Source organism: Buchnera aphidicola (Tuberolachnus salignus), assembly GCF_900016785.1.
Taxonomy (GTDB): Bacteria; Pseudomonadota; Gammaproteobacteria; order Enterobacterales; family Enterobacteriaceae; genus Buchnera_F; species Buchnera_F aphidicola_M.
The window spans coordinates 272,146-294,733 of record NZ_LN890285.1; the positions used below are offsets into that span (position 1 = coordinate 272,146).

Sequence of the window (22,588 nt, forward strand, 5' to 3'; positions counted from 1 at the left end):
TTATGAAAACATTTATGAATTCATTAAGTAATACCAAAACATATGGTCCTTATTCGCATACTGTTACAGTAGAAAATTTTTTTTTTACTTCAGGTCAAATTTTTGTTGAATATGATGAAAAATTAAAAAAATTTCCAAATTTATATGATCAAACTTTCAATACTTTAAAAAAAATTAAAACATTATTAATACACGAAAATTTTAAAATTTCTGATATTATCAAAACTACTATTTTTACAACACAATTAAATAATCTTGAAATTATTAATACAGCTTACAAAAAATTTTTTAAAAAATATACTACTATATATCCAGCAAGATCATGTGTTGGTGTCTCCCAATTACCTTATGATGCTTTAGTAGAAATAGAAGTTATTGCTCATACAAAAAGAAAATAAAAAAATATATGCCACAATGTGGCATAAAAAATATAAAATTATTAATATTAATAAAAAAAATTTTTATATTAAAAAAATTTTTTAATATTAAAAAATATTTAACAAATTTTAAAAAATTATTTTTTCTTCTGAATATAAGTATTAGATTTTTCAAAAAATTTCGAAGAACGTATATTCATACGTTTTGGAACAAGACGACGATATTCTTGAGGTTTTACATGAGGTAACAATTTAATATTAATTAATTTATTTAAAATACGAGTTTTTTCTAATTTTTTTAGAATGTTTAAAGAAAAATTTTTTGGTAATTCTACTGTAGAATAATCAGAAAATAATCGAATATTTCCAATAAAACGACTGTTAATATCTCCTTCATTTGCAATAGCACCAACAATATGACGTACTTCAACGCCATCATTTCTTCCTACAAAAATTTTATATACATTCATTATCTGTTTTTCGCGTTTTGAATTTTTATATGTATGCGAAAAAACTTTTCTTTTGTAAGAAAACTTTCGTCTATCTCCATTAGAGCGAGACAAATTTTTTGAACGTATAGGATATGAAATTTTTTCGTCAGGTTTTACAATTAAAAAACGTTCACCTTGGGCCATTTTCAATAAAGCAGCAGCCAATAATTCAAAATTGTCTGTATTAGAAATTTTTAATTTAGGTAACAATAAACGATATTCTTCTAAATTTGAACTATTGAGTTGTATTTGCAATTTTTCTGAAAATTTTTGTAAACGTCTTTGACTAATAATTTCACTTTTTGGTAATTGAACTTCAGGAATATTCATTTTAACTACACGTTCTATATTACGTAATAAACGACGTTCACGATATTCTACAAATAATAAAGCACTTCCAGTTCGACCTGCTCGACCTGTACGTCCAATACGATGTACATAAGATTCTGCATCCATAGGAATATCATAATTAATAACTAAACTAATTCGATCTACATCTAATCCTCTTGCAGCAACATCAGTAGCAATTAAAATATCTAAACGTCCATTTTTTAATCGTTCTAATGTTTGCTCTCTCAAAGTTTGATTCATATCACCATTTAATGCTGCACTATTATAACCATTTTTTTCTAATGCTTCAGAAACTTCTAAAGTAGCATTTTTAGTTTTTACAAAAATAATAGTTGCTGAAAAATCTTCTGATTCTAAAAATCGAATTAAAGCATCTGTTTTGCGACCATGAACTAACCAATAACTTTGTTTAATATCTGGTCGGGTAGTAAAATTTGATTTTATTTTTATTTCTTTCGGATTTTTCATAAAACGTCTAGAAATACGACGTATTACGTTAGGCATTGTAGCAGAAAACAAAGCAGTTTGATGTTGTTTAGGTATTTTTGACATAATAGTTTCTACATCTTCTATAAATCCCATACGCAACATTTCGTCTGCTTCATCTAACACTAATCCATGTAAATTCGATAAATTTAAAGTTCCTCGTTTTAAATGATCTAACAAACGACCTGGAGTTCCTACGACAACTTGAGGACCCTGTTTTAAAGACTTTAATTGTACTTCATATCGTTGTCCGCCATATAATGCTAATACTTTAATTCCTTTTAAATATTTTGCTAAATCAAAAAAAGATAAAGAAACTTGTACAGCTAATTCTCGAGTTGGTGTTAAAACTAGAATTTGAGGTACTTTTTTATTAATAATAACATTATGTAAAAAAGGTAATGCAAATGCAGCAGTTTTTCCACTTCCTGTTTGTGCCATTCCTAATACATCTTTTCCTTCTAAAATTAAAGGAATACATGCTAATTGAATAGGAGAGGGTTTTAAAAACCCTAAATCTTTTAATGCTTCTAATAAATAGCTATTTAAATTAAAAGAAGAAAAAGTTTGATAAGTATGAGTCATGAAGTTTATGAGCCTCTTTGATAACCATGGCCAGTCTACTGCATAACTCAGAAAAAAAAATTTTATATTTTCTTATTATAGAGTTTGAACTGGCTAAAATTAAATAATTTTAAGAAGATATTATTAAAATATCTAAAAAAGTTTCAATAAATTTTTTTTTAAAAAAAAATATAAATTCTTGAAAAATAATTTAAAATTATATTATACAATAAAATAAGTCAGTAAGATAGTCATGATGAATTTATTCTAAGTATTATTTCCATAATACTTAAAACATATAATTTTTATAATAAAAAAATTATCAAAAATTTATTACACACTTTTCATACTTAAACGTAAACGTCCATTACGATCAATTTCTAAAACTTTTACCGAAATCTTTTGGTTTAAACTTAAATAATCTGTAACTTTTTCTATTCTTTTATGACCAATTTGAGAAATATGTACCAATCCTTCTTTTCCAGTTCCAATAGATACAAAAGCTCCAAATTCTACAATTCGAATTACTCTTCCAGAATAAATTTTTCCAATTTCAATTTCAGCTGTAATTTCTTCAATACGTCGAATAGCATGTTTTGCTTTAGATTCAATAGCTGCTGAAATTTTTACAGTGCCATCATCTTGTATTTCTATAACTGTCCCAGTTTCTTCTGTTAACATACGAATAACTGCCCCACCTTTTCCTATAACATCTTTAATTTTTTCGGGATTAATCTTAATAATATGTATTCGAGGAGCAAATTTCGAAATATTTCTTCGCGGCATATGAATAGATTTTTCCATAAAATTCAAAATAAAAAATCTTGATTCTTTAGCTTGTAATAAAACTTTTTTTAAAATATTTATAGAAAAATCTGTAATTTTTACATCCATTTGTAGTGCAGTTATTCCTTGATAATTTCCAGCTACTTTTAAATCCATATCTCCAAAATAATCTTCTTCTCCTAAAATATCCGATAAAATAACATATTTTTCTTTTTCTTTAATTAATCCCATTGCTATACCCGCGACTGATGACTTTATCGGAACTCCAGCATCCATTAAAGACAAAGATGCACCACATACAGAAGCCATCGAAGATGATCCATTAGATTCAGTAATTTCAGACACGATTCTAATCGTATATGGAAAATTATCTATTTTTGGCATAACAGCTAATAAGCTCCGTTTCGCTAATTTACCATGACCAATTTCACGACGTTTTGGAGATCCTACAATACCAATTTCTCCTACAGAATAAGGAGGAAAATTATAATGAAATAAAAAATTGTCTATCCGATCTCCTAAAAGATCATCTAAATTTTGTGCATCACGTGAAGTTCCCAACGTAGTTGAAACTAAAGCTTGAGTATCTCCGCGTGTAAATAAAGCAGAACCATGTACTCGTGATAATAATCCTGTTTTTACATTTAAAGAACGCACCATATCAAAATTTCTTCCATCTATTCTCCAATTCTCTTTTAAAATTTTTTTTCGAAAAATATTTCTTTCAATTAAAAAAAAATATTCTTCTATTTCATAAATGCTTACATCTTCTAATTCTAAATTACAATATTCTATTAAATTTTCTTTAATTTCTTGTAATTTTTTTTCTCTATCTAATTTTACATGTATTAAATAAGCTTTTTTTATAGAATCTTTCAAAAAATTTAACATAAATTTATATAACTTAGAATTGTAATTTAAAATAGAAAGATAATTATTTTTTTTTATTATAGATGTTTTTTTTGAAAATTGTACTATATTATCTAATAATAAATTTTGTTGTTGATGTCCAAAAGAAATTGCTTTCAAAATTTTTTCTTCAGTTAAAATTTTAGCTTCTGCTTCTATCATTAAAATAGTTTTTTTAGTTCCAGATATAATTAAATCTAAAGCACTATTTTTCATATTTTCTGTTGTAGGATTTAAAACAAATTTTTTATTAATATATCCAACACGCGCTACTCCAATCGGTCCTAAAAAAGGAAAATCAGAAATGTTTAAAGCAGCAGAAGTTCCAATTAAAGAAATAACGTCAGGATTAATATCGGGATTTAAAGAAATTAAAGTAATAATGATTTGTATTTCACATAACAAACCTTTGGGAAACAAAGGACGTAATGGTCTATCAATCAAACGCGCGATTAAAATTTCATTTTCACTTGGACGCCCTTCTCGACGGAAAAAACCTCCTGGTATACGACCTGCCGCATATGTTCGTTCTTGATAATTAATAGTTAAAGGAAAAAATTTTTGATGATTTTGTTTAATTTTTTTCCCAACTACTGTAACTAAAACTGTTGTATCATCCATACTTGCTAAAATAGATGTTGTTGCTTGACGTGCAATAACTCCTGTTTCTAAAGTAATAATATTTTTACCATATAAAAATTTATGTGTAATTGGGTTTAGCAAAATTAGATCCTTTCAACAAAATGAAATAACTATTTAAATATATTTTTTTATAAAAAATTAAAAATATATGGAATAAATTATGATTTTGAATAAAAAATATATAATTAATATATATTTATATAAAAAGAAAAAATACATCACAATATTTTTAAAATATATTTAAAAATTTCCGAAAAGAGCTTATAGCTCTTTTCTGAAAAAATATTTTTAAACATTAATAATACATTTTTCATTTTTATAAAATTCGATTTATTTTTTTTAATAACGCAAACCTAAATTTTTTATTAAATTTGAATAAGTTAAATAATCTTTTTTTTTTAAATAATTTAATAATTTTCGACGTATTGATACCATTTTTAAAAGACCTCTACGACTACTATGATCTTTTTTATGTGTTATAAAATGAGAATGTAAAAAATTAATTTTTTTAGTTAACAAAGAAATTTGAAAATTCGATGTACCACTTTTATTTTTAAAAATTTTATTCATAATAAAAGAACCTATTAATATTTTAAAAAATTTTGTTTAATTATATAATAAAAAATTTTTTTTAAAAAAAATCTATTTTTTAAAAAATATTTTTAAATTAATACGTGAGATAATACACGATCAACAATCAAAGTATTATTAATTTTAATTTTTCCCATCCCTATAAAATCTTGTGTATTTTTTTGTAATACTTGAACTAATCCTATTTCCTTTTTTTTTTTTAAAAAAATAATTTTTCCATTTTTAAAAAAAAAAACTTCTTTTTCATTTAAATATATTTTTGGATATTCTGTTACTAAAGAATGTAAAGGTAACAAATATTTTTTTATATTTTGAGAAAAATTGGAAATTTTTTGAAATTTTGTATTATATTTTTTAATATAAATTTGTGATAAAGTTGTTAAATTAGAAATGTTATAAGGACCAACAGATAAACGACGCAAATAAACTACATGAGCACCACATCCCAAATTTTTTCCTATATCTTCTATCAAACTTCGAATATATGTACCTTTAGAACATATAATTTTTAATTCTAAAAATTCATATAAATATTGCAAACAAACAATTTTATAAATTTTTAAAATGCGTTTTTTTCGATTAATAATAATACCTTTTCTTGCATATTTATATAATGGAATACCTTGAAATTTTATCGCAGAATACATAGATGGAATTTGTTGTATAATACCATGAAATTTTTTTAAAATTTGTATAATTTTTTCTAATTTAATATTTACTTTTTTTTTATTTGTACAAATTCCCGAAATATCACCTGTAGAAGTGTTTTCACCAAGTTGAGCAATTACATGATATTTTTTTTTTGAATGTAATAAATATTTTGAAAATTTTGTAGCTCTTCCAAAACATATAGGTAACATACCAGTAGCTAAAGGATCTAAAGATCCTATATGTCCTGCTTTTTTAACTGAAAAAATAGACTTAACATGTTGTAAAATTGTATTAGAAGACAAACCTTTAGGTTTATCTAATAATAATAATCCATCTATGTTAGAATATTTATTAAATTTCATAAAAAAACCTTTTTTATTTAAAAAATTTTCAAATAAAATATTTTTTTATTTTTTTTTCAATATTAAAGAAATTTTTTCGCCTTCTAAAAAAGATGAATCATGAAAAAAAAATAATTTTGGTAAAATACGTAATGAAATTCTTTTACCTAAAAGAAAACTAATAAAACCTGATGCATTTTGTAAGATTTTTAAATATTGAGAAATTTTTTTTTTATTTTGTAAAGACCATAAAATAATAAACACTTTTCCATATTTAAAATCACGTGATACAGAAACATTAGTAATAGTTCCTTTATGAAACAAACGTGGATCATGTATATTATGATATAATATATAAGATAATTCTTTTTGAAAACAATGACCTAATCGTTCCGCACGATTAAAATTTTTTAACATAACATAACCTATACAAAGATATATATAAAAAATAAATTTTCTGAAAAATAACAAATTTTTTATATATTTTTGAAAAAAAATTTAAGACAAAATTTTAAATACTTCAATTTGATCTCCAATTTGTATTGAATGATAATTTTTAATTCCTATACCACATTCAATATTTGTTCTTACTTCTAATACATCTTCTTTAAAACGTCGTAAAGATTCTAAAACACCTTCATAAATTACTACATTATTTCTTAAAATTCGTATTGGATTTGTTTTTTTTATTAAACCATTAATAACAATACAACCAGCTATTAATCCAAATTTAGGAGATTTAAAAATACTACGCACTTCAGCTAGTCCAATAATTTCTTGTTTTTTAATTGGTGTAGATAATCCTTTTAAACATAATTTTATATCATCTAATAAATTGTAAATAATTGAATAATATCTTAAATCTAATTTTTCAATTTCAATTATTCTCTTTGCTGTTAAATCAGCTCGGACATTAAATCCAATTAAAATAGAACGAGTATTTATACTTAAAGAAACATCAGTTTCTGTAATTGCCCCAATTCCTGAAGATAAAATATTTACTTCAAAAGCGGTATGAGTAAGATTAGAGATAGAATCTAAAATTGCTTCTAAAGAACCATATGTATCTGCTTTTAAAACAATATTTAAGATTTTATTAGTATCTTTTTTCAAATTTTGAAATAAATTCTCAATGTTTTTTTGTTTTTTGCTTAAAAATTCTTTTTCACGTAATTTAAATTTTCTATAGATAGAAACTTCACGAGCTTTTTTTTCATTTTTTACAACAATTAATTTTTCCCCAGTTCGAGGTAATCCAGATAGTCCATAAATTAAAACTGGCATAGAAGGACTAGCTTTAGTAATTTCTTGTCGATTTTCATTATGTATTACTCTAATTTTTCCATATTCCATTCCACAAATACAAACATCACCTTTTTTTAAACAACCCTCTAAAATAATTATAGATACAGTCGGTCCATAACCTTTATCTAAAAAAGATTCAATTACTACACCAGTAGCCATACCTTCATAATCAGATTTTAACTCTAACATTTCTGCTTGTAATAATATTGCTTGTAATAAATTTTTTAATCCTTTTCCAGTTTTAGCTGAAACTGGAATGAACATAGTTTCACCACCAAAATCTTCTGAAATTATTTCATATTTAAGTAAATCTTTTTTAATATGATTAATATTATTTTCTGATTTATCGATTTTATTAATTGCAACTATAATCGGAACTTTTGCTAAAAAAGCATGTTTAATAGCTTCTATAGTTTGAGGCATAACACCATCATCAACTGCGATGACTAATATAATTATATCTGTAATTTGAGCTCCTCTAGCTCTCATAGCTGTAAATGCGGAATGTCCGGGAGTATCAATAAAAATTATTTTACCATTTTTTGTAAATACAGAATAAGCTCCAATATGTTGAGTAATACCTCCAAATTCTTGATTAACTACTTTAGTAGAACAAATTTTATCTAATAAAGAAGTTTTTCCATGATCAACATGACCCATAATTGTTACAATTGGCGCTCTTGGTAAAATTTTCTGAATATGATTTATATTACGATTTTTTAATAATAAAAATTCTGTTTTATTATCTAAATGTAAAATAACTTTATATCCCATTTCTTCCGAAATTAATTGAGCTGTTTCTTGATCTAAAATATCATTTGAAATATTATTTAATTCTAATTGAGTTATAATTTCTACTACTTTATTTTTTTTTACGGACATTCGATTTGCTAATTCAGAAATTGTAATCAAAAAACCTATATGTATAGTTTTATAAATATTTTTTTTTGGTTTTTTAAACTTTTGTCGTAAAGAAGAATTTAGTAATATATTTTTTTTAGAATTTTTTCGAGCATAAAAAAGTTTTAAATCTTCTTTTACTAAATATTTTTTATCATTTTTTTTATGATATTTACGAAATTTTAAATTTTTTAAATTTTTTATCGAATTTCGTCTTTTTATATCATTATTTTTTTCTTTTACATGGGAAATTTTAGTAATAATAGTTTTATTTTTTAAAAAATCTTTTTTATTTTTAGATTTTTTTTTTTTTTTTTCTTTAATATTTTTTATGCTATTAGACATTTTATCTTTTAACGCCACATAATCTCCTTAATATAAACAATATTTTTTAAAAAAATTTTTTGAATTATAATATTGTATTTTTATTATTTTTAATGAATTATTTTTTTTAAAAAAAGAAATTATAATATATTTAAAAAATATAATTTGTAAAAAATTATAATTTTATGTTATTATTAAATAATTTTAATTAAATTAATTTTTTTAAAATTTTTTGAAAATTATCTTTAAAATATTTTTTTTAAATAAATTTTAATTTATGTAATTATTTATTTTTTTACATTTAAATAAATAACATGATATTATGTTTTATTAATACTATTATAAATTTTTATAAAATAAATAAACATTATCAAACTTTATAAAAAAATTATTATTTATTTTTATATTTATTTTAAAAATGTTTTTAAAATATTTAATTTTTATATCAAATTCTTTATTTAAAAAATAAAATTTTTTTAATTAATTTTAAATTTATTATGAAATATATTTTTAAAAAATTTATTTATTATTTTTTAATAAAAAATTTTGTGATTTTAAACATAATTTTTCTAAAATATTTTTTGAAAGTCCTGATAATATTGAAAATTTTTTTATATCAATTTTTGATAATTTTTGAAAAGAATCAATATTTAATTTTTTTAAAATTTTAAATATAATAGAATCTATTTTTAAAATTTTTTGAAAATTATAAATAAAAGTTTTTTTTTTTTTTATTATTTTTTTTAATTCTTCTATAGTCATTACATTTAATTCCCATCCCGTTAATTGAGAAGCTAATCTTACATTTTGTCCATTTCTTCCAATTGCTTGTGCTAAATTTAAAATCTCTACAGCAATATTAACAATATGTTTCTTATTATCAAATATGATCGATGTAACTTCTGCAGGTAGCATAGAATTTATAATAAATTTAGATAAATCTTTATCCCATAAAATAACATCAATACGTTCACCACACAATTCATTTGAAATAGCTTGAACTCGAGCCCCTCTCATTCCAACACAAGCTCCTACAGGATCAATATTTTTATCTGTAGTTTGAACAGCAATTTTTGAACGAGAACCCGGATCTCGTGCAACAGATTTAATAATAATTAAAGAATCATTAATTTCTGGTACTTCTAGACGAAACAATTCAATAAGCATTTCTATCTTGGATCTACTAATAAAAAGTTGAGATTTCCATATTTCAGATCGAATTTCATATAATACACCTCTTACACGATCACCTAATCTAAAATTTTCTCTAGGTAACATTTCTTCTTTTAAAATAATACCATCAATATTTTTTCCCAAATCTAACAAAACATAATCTCGATTAATTTTTTTCACAATACCAATAATAATACATCCCTTTTTTTTTTTAAATTTTTCCATAATCATTATTCTTTCAGCTTCTCTCACTTTTTGTACAATAACTTGTTTAGCAGTTTGTGTAGCTACTCGATCAAATTTAACCGAAGAAATACAATCTTCTATATATTCATTAATTTGAATGTATTTATTATCAAATTTTGCTGCTTCTAATGTAATTTCTTTCATCGGATATAAAACATCATATACTACTAACCAACGACGATAAGTTTTAAAAGTACCATTTTTTCTATTAATATGAACCCTAATTTCAATATCCTTATCATATTTTTTTTTTGTTGCTGTTGCTAATGCACTCTCTAAAGCATCAAAAATTTTTTCTCTTGGAAGAGATTTTTCATTAGCAACTAATTCAACTACAGTCAAAATTTCTTTTTTCATTATTATTATCCTTAATCCAGACTGTGTATTCTAAAAAAAACAATAATAATTTACATATATTTTTTATATATGTTTAAACTAATTTTTTTAAAAATAAAATACTATAAAAAATATAACATATAAAAAAATTTTCAAAATAAATAAATATTATATTTTTTTTATAAAAAAAAATCTTTTTAAAAATTATATTTGTTTTTAAAAAATACATCATATTTTATAAAAATTTTTGATTTTGTATATATTAAATATAAACAAAATTACTGAAGACGGGACTCGAACCCGTATGTTTGATATTTTTACAAACGCTATCCCCTCAAGATAGTGTGTTTACCAATTTCACCACTTCAGTATATTTTCTCTTTACTTACATTAAAATATTAACGAATAAATAATTTTAAAATTATTAAAAAATTTTTTATTTTTATGATAAAAACATAATTTATTATATCTTATAATAGACTGACATAAAAAACATTTTTTAAAAAATATATTTTTTAATATTATTTTTTTATGTAATTTAAATTACATAATACAATACATAAAATAAAAAATAATATTGCACACATAATTGTAATTTTTACAATATGTTTTTCAGTTATAATTTTACTTAAAAAAGGTGAAGAAGTTTCCCATACATTTGCAATTGAATCTGATCCTTCAGTAGGTTGCACCATAATTAAAAAAATTAAAAAAAAAGAAACAAGAAAAAAAAACCATAAAATGCACGAAAACATATTTATTTCCTATCATTATATAATCTTAAAAATAACATTATTTTTTTTTAAAAAAAACATACATTAAAAAATTTAAAATATTTATTTCATATATTCTTTTAAAAAATTATATTTTATATAAAATAAATTGTCTATCTCATAACAAATGAGATAGACAAAAAATTTAATTATAAAAAATTTAATCTATTTAAAAATATACTTATTAAAATTTTTTAAAAATTTTATACAAAAAAAATTAATCTTTCCATCCTGCAGGATCACTTACAACATTTCTTGACATCAATTCTTGTATTTGTTTTGCATCTATTGTTTCATATTTTAATAATGCATTTTTCATAGCATGTAAAATATCTAAATTTTTTTCTAAAATTTTTCGCGCACGCGCATAATTAATATCAATTAATAATTTAATTTCTTTATCTATAATATGTGACGTTACATCTGAAATATTTTTAGATTGTGAAACAGGTCTTCCTAAAAAAATTTCACTGTCTTCTTCAAAATATAATAATGGACCTAATTTTTCAGAAAAACCCCATTTAGTAACCATATTTCTAGCTAAATTAGTAGCCATTTTAATGTCATTACTAGCACCAGTAGAAATTTTTTCAGGACCATAAATAATTTCTTCTGCTAACCGTCCACCATATAAAGCAGAAATTTTACTTTCTAATTTTTGACGACTATAACTTAAATTTTCTTCTTTCGGTAAAAACAAAGTTACTCCTAATGCCTGCCCTCTTGGAATAATAGTTACTTTATGAACAGGATCATGTTCTGGAACTAATTGACCAATAATAACATGACCTGCTTCATGATATGCAGTAGATTCTTTTAAACTATCCGTCATTACTAAAGAATTTCTTTCAACACCCATTGTCATTTTATCTTTAGCTTTTTCAAATTCATGCATAGAAACTACTTTTTTATTAAAACGAGCAGCTAATAAAGCAGCTTCATTTACTAAATTAGCTAAATCAGCTCCAGAAAAACCAGGAGTACCACGAGCCAAAATTTTATATTGAACATCTAAAGAAAGAGGAATTTTTTTCATATGAATTTTTAAAATATCTTCACGTCCACGTATATCTGGCAAAGGTACAACAACTTGACGATCAAAACGTCCAGGTCTTAACAAAGCAGGATCTAAAACATCTGGACGATTAGTAGCAGCAATTAAAATCACCCCTTCATTACCTTCAAAACCATCCATTTCTACCAACATTTGATTTAAAGTCTGTTCACGTTCATCATGTCCACCACCTAATCCCGCGCCTCTTTGACGCCCTACTGCATCTATTTCATCAATAAAAATTATACATGGAGCAAATTTACGAGAATGTTCAAACATGTCTCGAACACGAGAAGCTCCTACTCCGACAAACATTTCTACAAAATCAGAACCAGAAATTGTAAAAAATGGAACTTTTGCTTCACCTGCAATCGCTTTTGCTAATAATGTTTTTCCTGTTCCAGGAGGTCCTATTAATAAAACACCAGTCGGAATCTTTCCGCCTAATTTTTGAAAACGTTTAGGTTCTTTTAAATATTCAACTAATTCTGACACTTCTTCTTTTGCTTCATCACATCCAGCCACATCTAAAAAAGTAGTTTTTATTTTGTTTTTAGATAACATTTTTGCTTTACTTTTTCCAAAAGATAAAACGCCTTTTCCACCTCCTAATTTCATTTTATACATAAAAAATATCCAAACACAAATTAATAAAAACATTGGAAACCAAGAAATAAAAATAGTAAAAAACATATTAGGTTTTTTTTTCATTACTCCAATTATTTTTACTTTTTTAAATAATAATGTATTTAACAATTTAGAATCATATATTGGAATAAATGTTACATAAGAATTATTATTTTTCTTAGTAACTTCAATTTTTTTTCCTTGAATACGTACTTTTTTAATTTCATTGTTTTGTACTTCAGACAAAAAAGTAGAATAATTATTTACATCTATTTTTGAATCATAAAAATTTATATTATGAAAACAAAACAGTAAAAATAAAGCTAAAACACACCATACCATTAAATTTTTTACGGTATCATTCAAAAGAAGACCTCACAATTACATCTAGAAAAAAATAAAAAAAATTAAATTTTTCGTTGAGAAGCAATAATAAATACTTCACGGGAATTAGCTCGCGAAGAATTAGGTTTAAAAATTTTAACGATAACAAAATGTTTAAAAATTTTTTTTAAATATTCTTTAAATCCAACACCTTGAAACAATTTAAAAATTAAAATACCATTTTTATCTAATATTTTAAATGCAACATTTAATACTACATCACATAAATAAAAAAATTTTTCATTATCGATAATTGAAATACCACTAATATTTGGAGCTATATCTGACATAATAACATTACAAATTTTATTTTTCGATAAAGAAACTAATTTTTCAAAAATTAAAAAATTACTGATGTCTCCTAAAACAAAAATCACATTTGAAATTTTTTTCATCGGTAAAATGTCACATGCAATAATAGATCCAGTTAAACCAATTTTTTTTTGAGCATATTGAGACCAACTTCCAGGTGAAGACCCTAAATCTACAATATTCATTCCTTTTTTAAAAATTTTTAAATAATTATCTAATTCTTCTAATTTAAACCACGCTCTAGAACGTAAATTGTTCTTATTTCTTTTTCGAATAAAAGAATCTTTTAAAGAATTTTTAAACCAATTCATTGATTTTAAACTATATTTTTTTAATATCATAATTTTAAAATTTTATTTAGAAATTAATAATTTTTTTTTATTATTAAAGAATGTATTATTTAAAAATTTTAAAAAATATTATAATTTATATATTTTTTTAAAAAAAAACTATTAAATATTTTATAAAATATGTTGTATTTTTATAATTTTGTATTCAATCTTTCCAGATGGTGTATTAATTTTAACAATCTCATTAATTTTTTTACGTATTAAACCGCGCGCTAAAGGAGAATAAATAGAAATTGTATTATTTTTAAAATCTGCTTCATCATCTCCAACTATTTTATAAGAATGTTTTTTTTTCGTACATATTTGTAAAATTGTAATTGTAACTCCAAATATCACAATACCACTATATGGTATTTTTGTAATATCAATTACATAAGCTTTAGATAATTTATTAACAATTTCTAAAATTCTACCTTCACAAAAAAATTGTTCTTCTCGTGCAGCATGATATTCAGCATTTTCTTTTAAATCCCCCAATTTTCTAGCTTCAGAAATTGCTAAAATAATTTTTTTTCGTTTAACAAATTTTAAATTAAATAATTCTTCTTTTAATTTTAAAAAACCTTTTAATGTCATAGGAATATTGTTAATCACCTATTTTCCTCACAAAATCATTTAAATAATTTTTAAATTTTCCATATATAAAAAATATCATACAATTATAATAAAAAAATAAAAATATCATATCAATTTATAAAAAAAATATGTATTATTAATTTTTATATTTTTTTTAAAAATATTTTAATTTTTAGCATTTTTTAAATTTATTTATAAAATCAACAAGAACATTATAATACTTATGAAACTTTTACATACTGAAATCAAAAATATATTAAAAAATAAATTATTATTAAAAGAAATAATTATCAAAGGATTTGAAAAAAACATTGAAATTATTGCAATTGGACAAATTTTTTTAAATTTAAAACAAGTTCAAAGACAAAAAATTATATATGCACCATTAATGAAATATTTTGAAAATAATGATATTCATTCGATATGTATTGAAGCATATACTTTAAAAGAATGGAGTAAAATTCAAAAAAAAATGTAAAAATTTTATAAAAAAATAAAAATTTTTTAAAACATAAAAAAAATATTATATCTAAAAAAATTTTATTATTATATAATTTAAAAATATAAAAATTTTTATAATGAGAGAAATTATGTACGCTATTTTACAAGATCGTAACAAACAATATAAAGTACAAATTGGTCAAATTATACGTATTGAAAAAATAAATAAAAAAATTGGAAAAAAAATTTTTTTTAAAAATGTTTTATTAATTAATAATTTAAAAAATACTTTTTTTGGTTCTCCTACATTAAAAAATGCATATATTATTGGAATTATAAAAAAACATCAAAAAGATAAAAAAATTAAAATTATAAAATTTAAACGTCGTAAACATTATCAAAAAACACAAGGACATCGTCAAAAACATACCACAATAGTTATTAAAGAAATCTTTTATCAACATTAAAAAAAAGGTTAATTTATGGCACATAAAAAAGCAGGCGGATCAACACGAAATGGACGTGATTCTAAATCTAAACGATTAGGTATTAAAAAATATGGAGGTGAATTTATTAAAGCTGGTAATATTATTGTCAGACAACGAGGTACAAAATTTCATCCTGGAAAAAATGTAAAATGCGGAAAAGATCATACATTATTTGCCACGATGACAGGAACTATAAAATTTCAAAAAAAAGGATTGCTAAAAAAAAAATATATTCATATTATTTAATTTTTGATTTTTTAATTATTTTTATTTTTTTATTTTAAAAATCTTGCTTAAAATAATATTTAAATTTTTATAAAAAAATGAGATGTTACAATGAAATTTGTAGATTCTGTAACTATTAATATTTCATCTGGAAATGGCGGAAATGGCTGCATTAGTTTTCGTCGAGAAAAATATATTCCTAAAGGAGGTCCAGATGGAGGAAATGGAGGCGCTGGAGGAAATATTTGGATTATTGCCATTCCTAACTTAAATACTTTAACTGATTATCGTATTAAAAAACATTTTTATGCTGAACATGGAAAAAATGGATCTAGTTCTAATTGCACCGGAAAAAAAGGACAAGATATAATTTTAAAAGTTCCTTTAGGTACACGAATTGTTGATATTCAAACTAAAATTATTTTAATAGATTTAATTTCAAAAAAACAAAAATTTTTATTAGCAAAAGGAGGTAATCCCGGGTTAGGAAACACTTGTTTTAAAAGTTCTATTAATAGAACACCTTATAAATGCACATCAGGACAAAAAGGTGAAACTAAAAGTATTTTATTAGAATTGATTTTGATTGCTGATGTGGGAACAGTTGGATTACCCAATTCTGGAAAATCTACGTTTGTACAAGCAATTTCAAATTCTAAAACACCAATTAAAAACTATCCTTTTACAACGTTACATCCTCATTTAGGATTTGTAAAAATTAATTCTAAAAATTCTTTTATTATAGCTGATATTCCTGGATTAATAAAAGGAGCTTCCTTAGGAATAGGATTAGGTGATAAATTTTTGAAACATTTAGAAAGATGTAATATTTTATTACATATTATAGATGTTAGTTTAGAAAACCAAAAAGAAATTTTTAAAAATATAAAAACAATTAATAGAGAATTAAAAAAATATAATAATATTTTAATAAAAAAAAAAATTTGGTTTATTTTTAACAAAATAGATCTTTTAAAAAATGAAGAAAAATTTTTTTCTATATCTGAAAAAATTGAAAAAAAATATAATAACATAAAATGTTATTATATTTCCGCTAAAAAAAGAATAGGTATTAAAAAACTATGTTTAGATTTAAAAAATTTTTTAAAAAAACAAAAAACAAAATAAATTAATATATTTTTATATATTTTTAAAACATAAAAATATATAAAAATGTTTTTTATTTTTTATATTATTTTTTTAAACAAAATCAAAACCCGGAAAAATATTCCGGGTATAAAAAAATTGTTAACGTTTAGAAAATTGAGGTCGTTTACGAGATTTTCGAAAACCAAATTTTTTTCTTTCTACACGACGAGAATCTCGAGTTACAAAACCAGCATTTCTTAAATTTTTTCTGAAAGTAATATCATATTTAATTAATGCTTTTGTTATCCCTTGTCTAATAGCACCCGCTTGACCAGAAATTCCTCCACCTTTTACAGTAATGTAAAAATCAAAAAAATTTAACATATTAATTAATTCTAAAGGTTGTTGTACAATCATCCAAGAAGTTGTTCGACTAAAATATCTTTTTAACGTACATTTATTAATAAGAATTTTACCTGTTCCTTTTTTTAAAAAAACACGTGCTGATGAACTTTTACGACGACCTGTACCATAATTTAATATTTCTGACATAATTAAAATACCTAATAAAAACACTAAACATTTAAAAAAATAGGTTTTTGAGAATGATGACAATGTATATTTTTTGAAAAAATCTTTAATTTTTTTAACATACAACGACCTAAAATATTTTTAGGTAACATACCTTTTACAGATTTTTTAATGATCCGTTCTGGAAATTTATTAATCATTTCTTGAAAAGTGATTTTTTTTAAACCCCCTACATGCCCAGTATGATGATAATACACTTTATTCTGAAATTTTTTTCCACTAACTAAAATTTTCGAAGCATTTAAAACAATAATATAATCTCCCATATCTAAATTTGGAGTATATTCAGGTTTATGTTTTCCTTTTAGATATTTAGCTATTATTGTAGAAATTCTACCTAAAATTTTATTAGTAGCATCAATATAATACCATTTTTTTAAAATAACGTCTTTTTTGACACAATAACTTTTCATAAAAACTCCACATAAATAAGAAAATATTTTAAAATAAAAAATATTTTTATAGTTTTTTTTTAAAAAAAAAATATGTTATTATAAAATTTTTATATTTTAAAAAAATATATAATTTAATTTTTAAAAATATAATCTTTTAATTTATTTTAAAAATATATATTAAAATAAAATTTTAGTATAAAATTTAAAAAATATTAATTTTAAAATTTTAAAAAAATATTAAATAGGTATTCATATGAAAAACAAAAATTTTTTAAAACTATATAGAAATGGAATTAATTATATAGATAATAAGATTTTAAAACTGTTATCTCAAAGAAAAATATTGTCTATTAATATTCTATTTGAAAAAATTAAAAATAATTTATTAATTCAAGATATTCAACGCGAAAAAAAATTATTAAATTTTTTGGAAAAAAAAGGTATTTTATATAATTTAAATTCAAATTTTATTAAAAATTTATTTTTAAAAATTATCGAAAATTCAATATCTGTTCAAAAAGAATTACAAAAAAGTTTTAAATATAAAAAAAAATATGTTTGTAAATTTTTAGGACCTAAAGGATCTTATTCTCATCTTGCTTTTAATAAAATCTTAAACACACAAAATAAAATTAAATTTTTTCCAGATTTTATAAAAAGTTTTCAAGAAATAAAAAATATAAATACCAAAGAAAAAAAATTTTTCTGTTTATTACCCATAAATAATACTATTACAGGTATTATTCCTGAAGTATATAACATTTTAAAAAAAAAAACTTTATATATTATTCAAGAAATTAAACTACCCATAAAACATGCTTTATTAACTTACAAAAATATTCCCTTTTATAAAATTAAAAATATTTATAGCCATAATCAACCATTTTTACAATGTTCAAAATTTCTAAAAAATTTTCCACATTGGAAAAAATATTATTTTAATAGTACTACAGAAGCCATGAAGAAAATTTTTCAAGAAAAAAATCTCAATTCTGCAGTTTTAGGAAATGAAAATAGTGGTCAATTATATAATTTAAAATTGTTATCTAACAACATTTCAAATAAAAAAAATAATATAACTCGTTTTTTTTTACTAACTACTGAAAAAAATTTTTTTTTTCAAAAAAATACTAAAATTTCTATTATATTTCAATTATTTGATTATCAAAAAAAAATTGAAAAAATTTATACTATATTATTAAATCAAAAATGTACTATTTTAAAAATTTTGTCATATATAGAATTAAAAAAAAATTGCAAAAAAAATTTTTTAATTGATATTCAAATACATGAAACTCAAACTCAACTTCTCAAATTATCTCAAGATATTTTAAAAATTACTAAATCTTTTAAAATTCTAAATTTTTATTAAAAAAATCTTTTTTAAAAAAAAATGGTTAAAATATAAAAAATTTAATATTTTAAAAATATATTTTTAAATATATCAAAAAAATATTCTTTTAAAAAAACATTTGTTATAAATTTTCAAAATATTTGAGACACTCTTATGTTTACAACTTTAAGTAAAAAATTTTCAAAAATTTTTCAAAATATTTCTCAACAAGGACGTTTGACAGAAAAAAATATTCAAAAAACTTTAAAAAAAGTACAATATACGTTATTAGAAGCTGATGTTTCTATATCTGTTATCAATGATCTAACTAAAATTTTAAAAAAAAAATCAATAGGACAAATTATTAACAAAAGTTTAACTCCTGGGCAAGAATTTATAAAAATTGTACAAACAGAATTAGTTAATTTAATTAATTCTCCTAAAAAAAAAATAAATTTTTTTGAAAAGCCACCAGTTAAATTTTTAATGGTCGGTTTACAAGGAGCAGGAAAAACGACCAGTTTAATTAAATTAGCTTATTTTATAACTAAAAAATTTAAAAAAAAAATTTTAGTCGTTTCTACAGATACTATTCGACCAGCTGCTATAGATCAATTAGAAATTTTAAGTAAAAAATCTAATATTAATTTTCTTAAAAGTTATAAATCCCAAACACCCCAAGAAATTGTAAAAATAGCTATTAAACATGCAATTAAACAATTATATGATATTTTAATTATAGATACAGCAGGTCGATTACATAATAATGAAAAGATGATGCAAGAATTACAAAATTTACAAAATTATATTAAACCTACAGAAACTTTTTTTGTTATGGATTCAATGACCGGACAAGATGCACTTCATTCTATTAAAAATTTTAATAATTTTTTAAAAATCTCAGGAATTATATTAACAAAATTAGATAGTGATCACCGAGGAGGAATAATTTTATCTATTCAACATACTACTAAAATTCCTATAAAATTAATTGGAATTGGAGAAAAAATACAAGACTTACAAATATTTTGTCCTGATAGAATCATTAAACGAATCTTAGGTATGGGTGATATATCATCATTAATTGAAGATTTAAAAATTAATTTAAAAAAATCTACTATCCAAAAAATTGAAAAAAAAATAAAATCTGGTAAAAATTTTAATTTAAATGATTTTTTGATACAAATTAAACAAATTAAAAAAATTGGAGGAATTGAATTTTTAAAAAATAAATTACCTCTTAACACTCAAATGATAAATCAAAACATGTATAATTTTAACGAAGAAACTTTAAAAAAAATGGAAGCAATGATATTATCTATGACTCCTATAGAAAAAGAATTTCCAAAAATTTTAAATTATTCTCGAAAAATTAGAATATCTTCAGGTTCAGGGATTACCATTCAAGAAATGAATAGTTATCTAAAACAATTTAAAAACATTCAACGCCTTATGAAAACCGCAAAAAAAAAAGGTTTTAATACACTTTTTAAAAACTTTACAAATATGTTTTAAAATTTTTAAAAAAAATATAAAATATTCTAATTAAACAATAATTTTTTTAATAGGTAAAAAATATGATTAAAATTCGTTTAGCGCGTCATGGTTCTAAAAAAAGACCATTTTATCAAATAGTATTATCAGATGTTCGTTCTTCAAGAAATGGTAAATTTATTGAAAAATTAGGTTTTTTTAATCCTATAACTTCTAAAAAAGAAGAACAAACAAGTTATAATTTAGAAAGAATTAAATATTGGCTAAAAATAGGAGCAAAAATGTCTAAAAAAGTTAAAACAATATTAAAAAAAAAATAATACTATATGAACAATACAATTATTATAGGAAAATTTGGAAAACCATATGGTATAAAGGGATGGATTCAAATAATTTCATATACTACTATACCAAAAAAAATTTTTTATTATTTTCCTTGGTATTTAAAAAATTTTTCAATTAAATATGTTAAAAAAGACATTAAAAATTGGAAACAATACAAAAAATATTTTATTATTAAAATAAAAAATATTAATGATAGAACTCATATAGAATTTTTAAAAAATCAAAAAATATTTATCAAAAAAAAAATTTTACCAATTTTAAAAAATCATGAATTTTATTGGAACGATCTTCTTCAATGTACTGTATATAATACATTTAATATTAAAATAGGTATTGTAAAAAAAATTTTAGATAATTCAGTTCATGAAATTTTAGTTATCAAAAAAAATTCAAAAAAAAAATTTAATAATATAATATTTCTTCCTTTAATATTTCCTAATTATATATTGTCTATTAATATTATTAAAAAAAAAATAATTGCAAATATGACAAATCATATATAATTTTACAAAATTTTTTTTAAAAAAAATGATAAAATTTCATATAATTACAATTTTTCCTGATATGTTTACTTCTTTTTTAAAATATGGAATTTTAAAAAAAGCTATTAAAGAAAAAAAAATACAAATTACCTTTTGGAATCCAAGAAATTATAGTCCTTACAAACATAAAAAAATAGATCATAAAACATATGGAGGTGGACCTGGCATGGTAATGTTATTCTTACCATTATGGAACACTTTACAAGCTATTAAAAAAACAAATCATAAAAAAAATTTTATTATTTATTTATCTCCACAAGGAAAAACATTTAAACAAAAAAAAATTACTTATTTTTTTAAAAAAAAAAATTTAATTTTTATTTGTGGACGATATGAAGGAATTGATGAACGATTAATAAAAAATGAAATACATGAAGAATGGTCTATTGGGGATTATATTGTAACAGGAGGAGAATTACCCGCTATGATTTTTATAGATGCTATTACTCGAACTATTCCAGGAGTATTATTAAAAAATATTGTTTTAACTAAAGAATCTTTTTCGCAAGGTTTATTAGATTACCCACATTACACAATCCCTGAAAAAATTAATAATTTCTCTGTACCTAAAATTTTATTATCTGGAAATCATAAAAAAATTAAACAATGGAGAATCAAAAAATCATTAAAAAAAACATTTTTAAAACGTCCAGAATTATTAAAAAAAAGAAATTTTACCTTAAAACAATTAAAATATCTGAATAAAATAAAAAACTGTATGAAGGTTAAAAAATGAAAAAAATTTTACAAATGTTAGAAAAAAAAAATATGAAAAAAAATATTCCTTTTTTTAAAACTGGAGATACTTTAGAAGTTCAAATATGGGTTATTGAAGGAACTAAAAAAAGATTACAATCTTTTGAAGGAATAATTATTGCAAAAAGAAATCGTTTATTACAATCTTCATTTACTATTAGAAAAATTTCAAATAGTGAAGGAGTAGAGAGAGTATTCAAAACTCATTCACCGACTATTAATCTTATTAAAGTATTGCGAAAAGGAAACGCTAAAAAAGCTAAATTATATTATTTACGCCATCGTACTGGAAAATCAGCACGTATTAAAGAACGCGTTCAATAAAAAATAAATAATTTAT

At 21.7% G+C, this 22,588-nt stretch carries 23 protein-coding genes, 1 tRNA gene and 1 pseudogene; 11 read left to right on the top strand and 14 right to left on the bottom strand.

Going from position 1 to position 22,588, the window contains the following annotated elements; all coding sequences use genetic code 11:
* The first annotated feature begins 2 nt into the window (after positions 1-2).
* A complete protein-coding gene (locus BTSPAZIEG_RS01240; protein ID WP_075472679.1) occupies positions 3-398 on the top strand; it encodes a RidA family protein in 396 nt (131 codons plus the stop codon).
* Between the two features lie 116 nt (positions 399-514).
* Here BTSPAZIEG_RS01240 and BTSPAZIEG_RS01245 read toward each other — a convergent pair whose 3' ends face one another.
* From BTSPAZIEG_RS01245 to greA, 12 genes and pseudogenes are all read right to left on the bottom strand, one after another.
* Complete coding sequence (locus tag BTSPAZIEG_RS01245; protein ID WP_075472682.1) at positions 515-2,290, bottom strand: DEAD/DEAH box helicase; 1,776 nt, start codon at positions 2,288-2,290, stop codon at positions 515-517.
* A 312-nt stretch (positions 2,291-2,602) separates the two neighbouring features.
* Positions 2,603-4,687 carry a polyribonucleotide nucleotidyltransferase gene (pnp, locus tag BTSPAZIEG_RS01250; RefSeq protein WP_075472684.1) on the bottom strand — a complete coding sequence of 695 codons (2,085 nt, stop codon included), beginning with the start codon at positions 4,685-4,687 and terminating at the stop codon, positions 2,603-2,605.
* A 258-nt stretch (positions 4,688-4,945) separates the two neighbouring features.
* A complete protein-coding gene (gene rpsO / locus BTSPAZIEG_RS01255) occupies positions 4,946-5,176 on the bottom strand; it encodes a 30S ribosomal protein S15 (RefSeq protein ID WP_075472686.1) in 231 nt (76 codons plus the stop codon).
* A 92-nt stretch (positions 5,177-5,268) separates the two neighbouring features.
* On the bottom strand, positions 5,269-6,210 hold the full coding sequence (truB, locus tag BTSPAZIEG_RS01260) for a tRNA pseudouridine(55) synthase TruB (protein WP_075472688.1): 942 nt from the start codon (positions 6,208-6,210) through the stop codon (positions 5,269-5,271).
* A gap of 45 nt (positions 6,211-6,255) precedes the next feature.
* Positions 6,256-6,606, bottom strand: a complete 351-nt coding sequence (gene rbfA / locus BTSPAZIEG_RS01265) for a 30S ribosome-binding factor RbfA (protein ID WP_075472690.1) — start codon at positions 6,604-6,606, stop codon at positions 6,256-6,258.
* Positions 6,607-6,687: 81 nt separating this feature from the next.
* The gene (infB, locus tag BTSPAZIEG_RS01270) at positions 6,688-8,757 is read right to left on the bottom strand and encodes a translation initiation factor IF-2 (protein ID WP_231937938.1); all 2,070 of its coding nucleotides are present in this window, start codon (positions 8,755-8,757) and stop codon (positions 6,688-6,690) included.
* Between the two features lie 483 nt (positions 8,758-9,240).
* Positions 9,241-10,494, bottom strand: a pseudogene (nusA, locus tag BTSPAZIEG_RS01275) (transcription termination factor NusA); the annotation flags it as partial.
* A gap of 258 nt (positions 10,495-10,752) precedes the next feature.
* Positions 10,753-10,843: transfer RNA gene (locus BTSPAZIEG_RS02135), tRNA-Leu, on the bottom strand.
* A gap of 151 nt (positions 10,844-10,994) precedes the next feature.
* Positions 10,995-11,228, bottom strand: coding sequence for a preprotein translocase subunit SecG (gene secG / locus BTSPAZIEG_RS01280; RefSeq protein WP_075472694.1), 234 nt, complete (start codon positions 11,226-11,228; stop codon positions 10,995-10,997).
* A gap of 235 nt (positions 11,229-11,463) precedes the next feature.
* Positions 11,464-13,293: an ATP-dependent zinc metalloprotease FtsH gene (gene ftsH, locus BTSPAZIEG_RS01285; protein ID WP_082252444.1), complete on the bottom strand. Its 1,830-nt coding sequence runs from the start codon at positions 13,291-13,293 to the stop codon at positions 11,464-11,466.
* Between the two features lie 41 nt (positions 13,294-13,334).
* Positions 13,335-13,964, bottom strand: coding sequence for an RlmE family RNA methyltransferase (locus BTSPAZIEG_RS01290; protein ID WP_075472698.1), 630 nt, complete (start codon positions 13,962-13,964; stop codon positions 13,335-13,337).
* Positions 13,965-14,084: 120 nt separating this feature from the next.
* On the bottom strand, positions 14,085-14,567 hold the full coding sequence (greA, locus tag BTSPAZIEG_RS01295; RefSeq protein WP_172793700.1) for a transcription elongation factor GreA: 483 nt from the start codon (positions 14,565-14,567) through the stop codon (positions 14,085-14,087).
* A 205-nt stretch (positions 14,568-14,772) separates the two neighbouring features.
* On the opposite strand from greA, the gene BTSPAZIEG_RS01300 reads away from it, so the two are divergent.
* The 4 genes from BTSPAZIEG_RS01300 to cgtA all read left to right on the top strand — a co-directional run bounded on the left by BTSPAZIEG_RS01300 (position 14,773) and on the right by cgtA (position 16,831).
* On the top strand, positions 14,773-15,027 hold the full coding sequence (locus tag BTSPAZIEG_RS01300; protein ID WP_075472700.1) for a hypothetical protein: 255 nt from the start codon (positions 14,773-14,775) through the stop codon (positions 15,025-15,027).
* 112 nt (positions 15,028-15,139) lie between these two features.
* Positions 15,140-15,457: a 50S ribosomal protein L21 gene (rplU, locus tag BTSPAZIEG_RS01305; RefSeq protein WP_075472702.1), complete on the top strand. Its 318-nt coding sequence runs from the start codon at positions 15,140-15,142 to the stop codon at positions 15,455-15,457.
* A gap of 15 nt (positions 15,458-15,472) precedes the next feature.
* On the top strand, positions 15,473-15,724 hold the full coding sequence (rpmA, locus tag BTSPAZIEG_RS01310; RefSeq protein WP_075472704.1) for a 50S ribosomal protein L27: 252 nt from the start codon (positions 15,473-15,475) through the stop codon (positions 15,722-15,724).
* A 90-nt stretch (positions 15,725-15,814) separates the two neighbouring features.
* Positions 15,815-16,831, top strand: a complete 1,017-nt coding sequence (gene cgtA, locus BTSPAZIEG_RS01315; protein ID WP_075472706.1) for an Obg family GTPase CgtA — start codon at positions 15,815-15,817, stop codon at positions 16,829-16,831.
* Positions 16,832-16,951: 120 nt separating this feature from the next.
* Here the strand turns inward: cgtA and rpsI are convergent, their stop codons facing one another.
* Both rpsI and rplM read right to left on the bottom strand, forming a co-directional pair.
* Positions 16,952-17,344 (bottom strand): 30S ribosomal protein S9, encoded by a 393-nt coding sequence (rpsI, locus tag BTSPAZIEG_RS01320; RefSeq protein ID WP_075472708.1) that lies wholly within the window; start codon positions 17,342-17,344, stop codon positions 16,952-16,954.
* Between the two features lie 23 nt (positions 17,345-17,367).
* Positions 17,368-17,796, bottom strand: a complete 429-nt coding sequence (gene rplM / locus BTSPAZIEG_RS01325) for a 50S ribosomal protein L13 (protein ID WP_075472711.1) — start codon at positions 17,794-17,796, stop codon at positions 17,368-17,370.
* Between the two features lie 235 nt (positions 17,797-18,031).
* Here rplM and BTSPAZIEG_RS01330 point away from each other — a divergent pair, with 235 nt between their 5' ends.
* The 6 genes from BTSPAZIEG_RS01330 to rplS all read left to right on the top strand — a co-directional run bounded on the left by BTSPAZIEG_RS01330 (position 18,032) and on the right by rplS (position 22,572).
* The gene (locus tag BTSPAZIEG_RS01330; RefSeq protein ID WP_075472714.1) at positions 18,032-19,150 is read left to right on the top strand and encodes a prephenate dehydratase domain-containing protein; all 1,119 of its coding nucleotides are present in this window, start codon (positions 18,032-18,034) and stop codon (positions 19,148-19,150) included.
* Positions 19,151-19,285: 135 nt separating this feature from the next.
* Positions 19,286-20,626: a signal recognition particle protein gene (ffh, locus tag BTSPAZIEG_RS01335; protein WP_075472717.1), complete on the top strand. Its 1,341-nt coding sequence runs from the start codon at positions 19,286-19,288 to the stop codon at positions 20,624-20,626.
* A gap of 62 nt (positions 20,627-20,688) precedes the next feature.
* Positions 20,689-20,925: a 30S ribosomal protein S16 gene (gene rpsP, locus BTSPAZIEG_RS01340; protein WP_075472719.1), complete on the top strand. Its 237-nt coding sequence runs from the start codon at positions 20,689-20,691 to the stop codon at positions 20,923-20,925.
* Positions 20,926-20,931: 6 nt separating this feature from the next.
* Positions 20,932-21,453, top strand: coding sequence for a ribosome maturation factor RimM (gene rimM / locus BTSPAZIEG_RS01345; protein WP_075472721.1), 522 nt, complete (start codon positions 20,932-20,934; stop codon positions 21,451-21,453).
* Between the two features lie 25 nt (positions 21,454-21,478).
* Entirely contained in the window at positions 21,479-22,228 is a 750-nt protein-coding gene (trmD, locus tag BTSPAZIEG_RS01350) for a tRNA (guanosine(37)-N1)-methyltransferase TrmD (RefSeq protein ID WP_075472723.1), read from the top strand.
* Complete coding sequence (gene rplS / locus BTSPAZIEG_RS01355) at positions 22,225-22,572, top strand: 50S ribosomal protein L19 (RefSeq protein ID WP_075472725.1); 348 nt, start codon at positions 22,225-22,227, stop codon at positions 22,570-22,572. Before trmD ends, rplS begins: the two co-directional genes overlap by 4 nt.
* Positions 22,573-22,588 lie beyond the last annotated feature (16 nt).

What these genes read in the sequence shown, in the direction of transcription:
- rimM (WP_075472721.1), top strand. Translation starts at nt 20,932, where the DNA reads ATGAACAATACAATTATTATAGGAAAATTTGGAAAACCATATGGTATA.
- BTSPAZIEG_RS01290 (WP_075472698.1), bottom strand. Translation starts at nt 13,964, where the DNA reads ATGATATTAAAAAAATATAGTTTAAAATCAATGAATTGGTTTAAAAAT.
- rpmA (WP_075472704.1), top strand. Translation starts at nt 15,473, where the DNA reads ATGGCACATAAAAAAGCAGGCGGATCAACACGAAATGGACGTGATTCT.
- rplS (WP_075472725.1), top strand. Translation starts at nt 22,225, where the DNA reads ATGAAAAAAATTTTACAAATGTTAGAAAAAAAAAATATGAAAAAAAAT.
- secG (WP_075472694.1), bottom strand. Translation starts at nt 11,228, where the DNA reads ATGTTTTCGTGCATTTTATGGTTTTTTTTTCTTGTTTCTTTTTTTTTA.
- trmD (WP_075472723.1), top strand. Translation starts at nt 21,479, where the DNA reads ATGATAAAATTTCATATAATTACAATTTTTCCTGATATGTTTACTTCT.
- cgtA (WP_075472706.1), top strand. Translation starts at nt 15,815, where the DNA reads ATGAAATTTGTAGATTCTGTAACTATTAATATTTCATCTGGAAATGGC.
- rpsI (WP_075472708.1), bottom strand. Translation starts at nt 17,344, where the DNA reads ATGTCAGAAATATTAAATTATGGTACAGGTCGTCGTAAAAGTTCATCA.
- rplU (WP_075472702.1), top strand. Translation starts at nt 15,140, where the DNA reads ATGTACGCTATTTTACAAGATCGTAACAAACAATATAAAGTACAAATT.
- BTSPAZIEG_RS01240 (WP_075472679.1), top strand. Translation starts at nt 3, where the DNA reads ATGAAAACATTTATGAATTCATTAAGTAATACCAAAACATATGGTCCT.
- rbfA (WP_075472690.1), bottom strand. Translation starts at nt 6,606, where the DNA reads ATGTTAAAAAATTTTAATCGTGCGGAACGATTAGGTCATTGTTTTCAA.
- BTSPAZIEG_RS01245 (WP_075472682.1), bottom strand. Translation starts at nt 2,290, where the DNA reads ATGACTCATACTTATCAAACTTTTTCTTCTTTTAATTTAAATAGCTAT.
- BTSPAZIEG_RS01330 (WP_075472714.1), top strand. Translation starts at nt 18,032, where the DNA reads ATGAAAAACAAAAATTTTTTAAAACTATATAGAAATGGAATTAATTAT.
- truB (WP_075472688.1), bottom strand. Translation starts at nt 6,210, where the DNA reads ATGAAATTTAATAAATATTCTAACATAGATGGATTATTATTATTAGAT.
- BTSPAZIEG_RS01300 (WP_075472700.1), top strand. Translation starts at nt 14,773, where the DNA reads ATGAAACTTTTACATACTGAAATCAAAAATATATTAAAAAATAAATTA.
- rplM (WP_075472711.1), bottom strand. Translation starts at nt 17,796, where the DNA reads ATGAAAAGTTATTGTGTCAAAAAAGACGTTATTTTAAAAAAATGGTAT.
- ffh (WP_075472717.1), top strand. Translation starts at nt 19,286, where the DNA reads ATGTTTACAACTTTAAGTAAAAAATTTTCAAAAATTTTTCAAAATATT.
- rpsO (WP_075472686.1), bottom strand. Translation starts at nt 5,176, where the DNA reads ATGAATAAAATTTTTAAAAATAAAAGTGGTACATCGAATTTTCAAATT.
- rpsP (WP_075472719.1), top strand. Translation starts at nt 20,689, where the DNA reads ATGATTAAAATTCGTTTAGCGCGTCATGGTTCTAAAAAAAGACCATTT.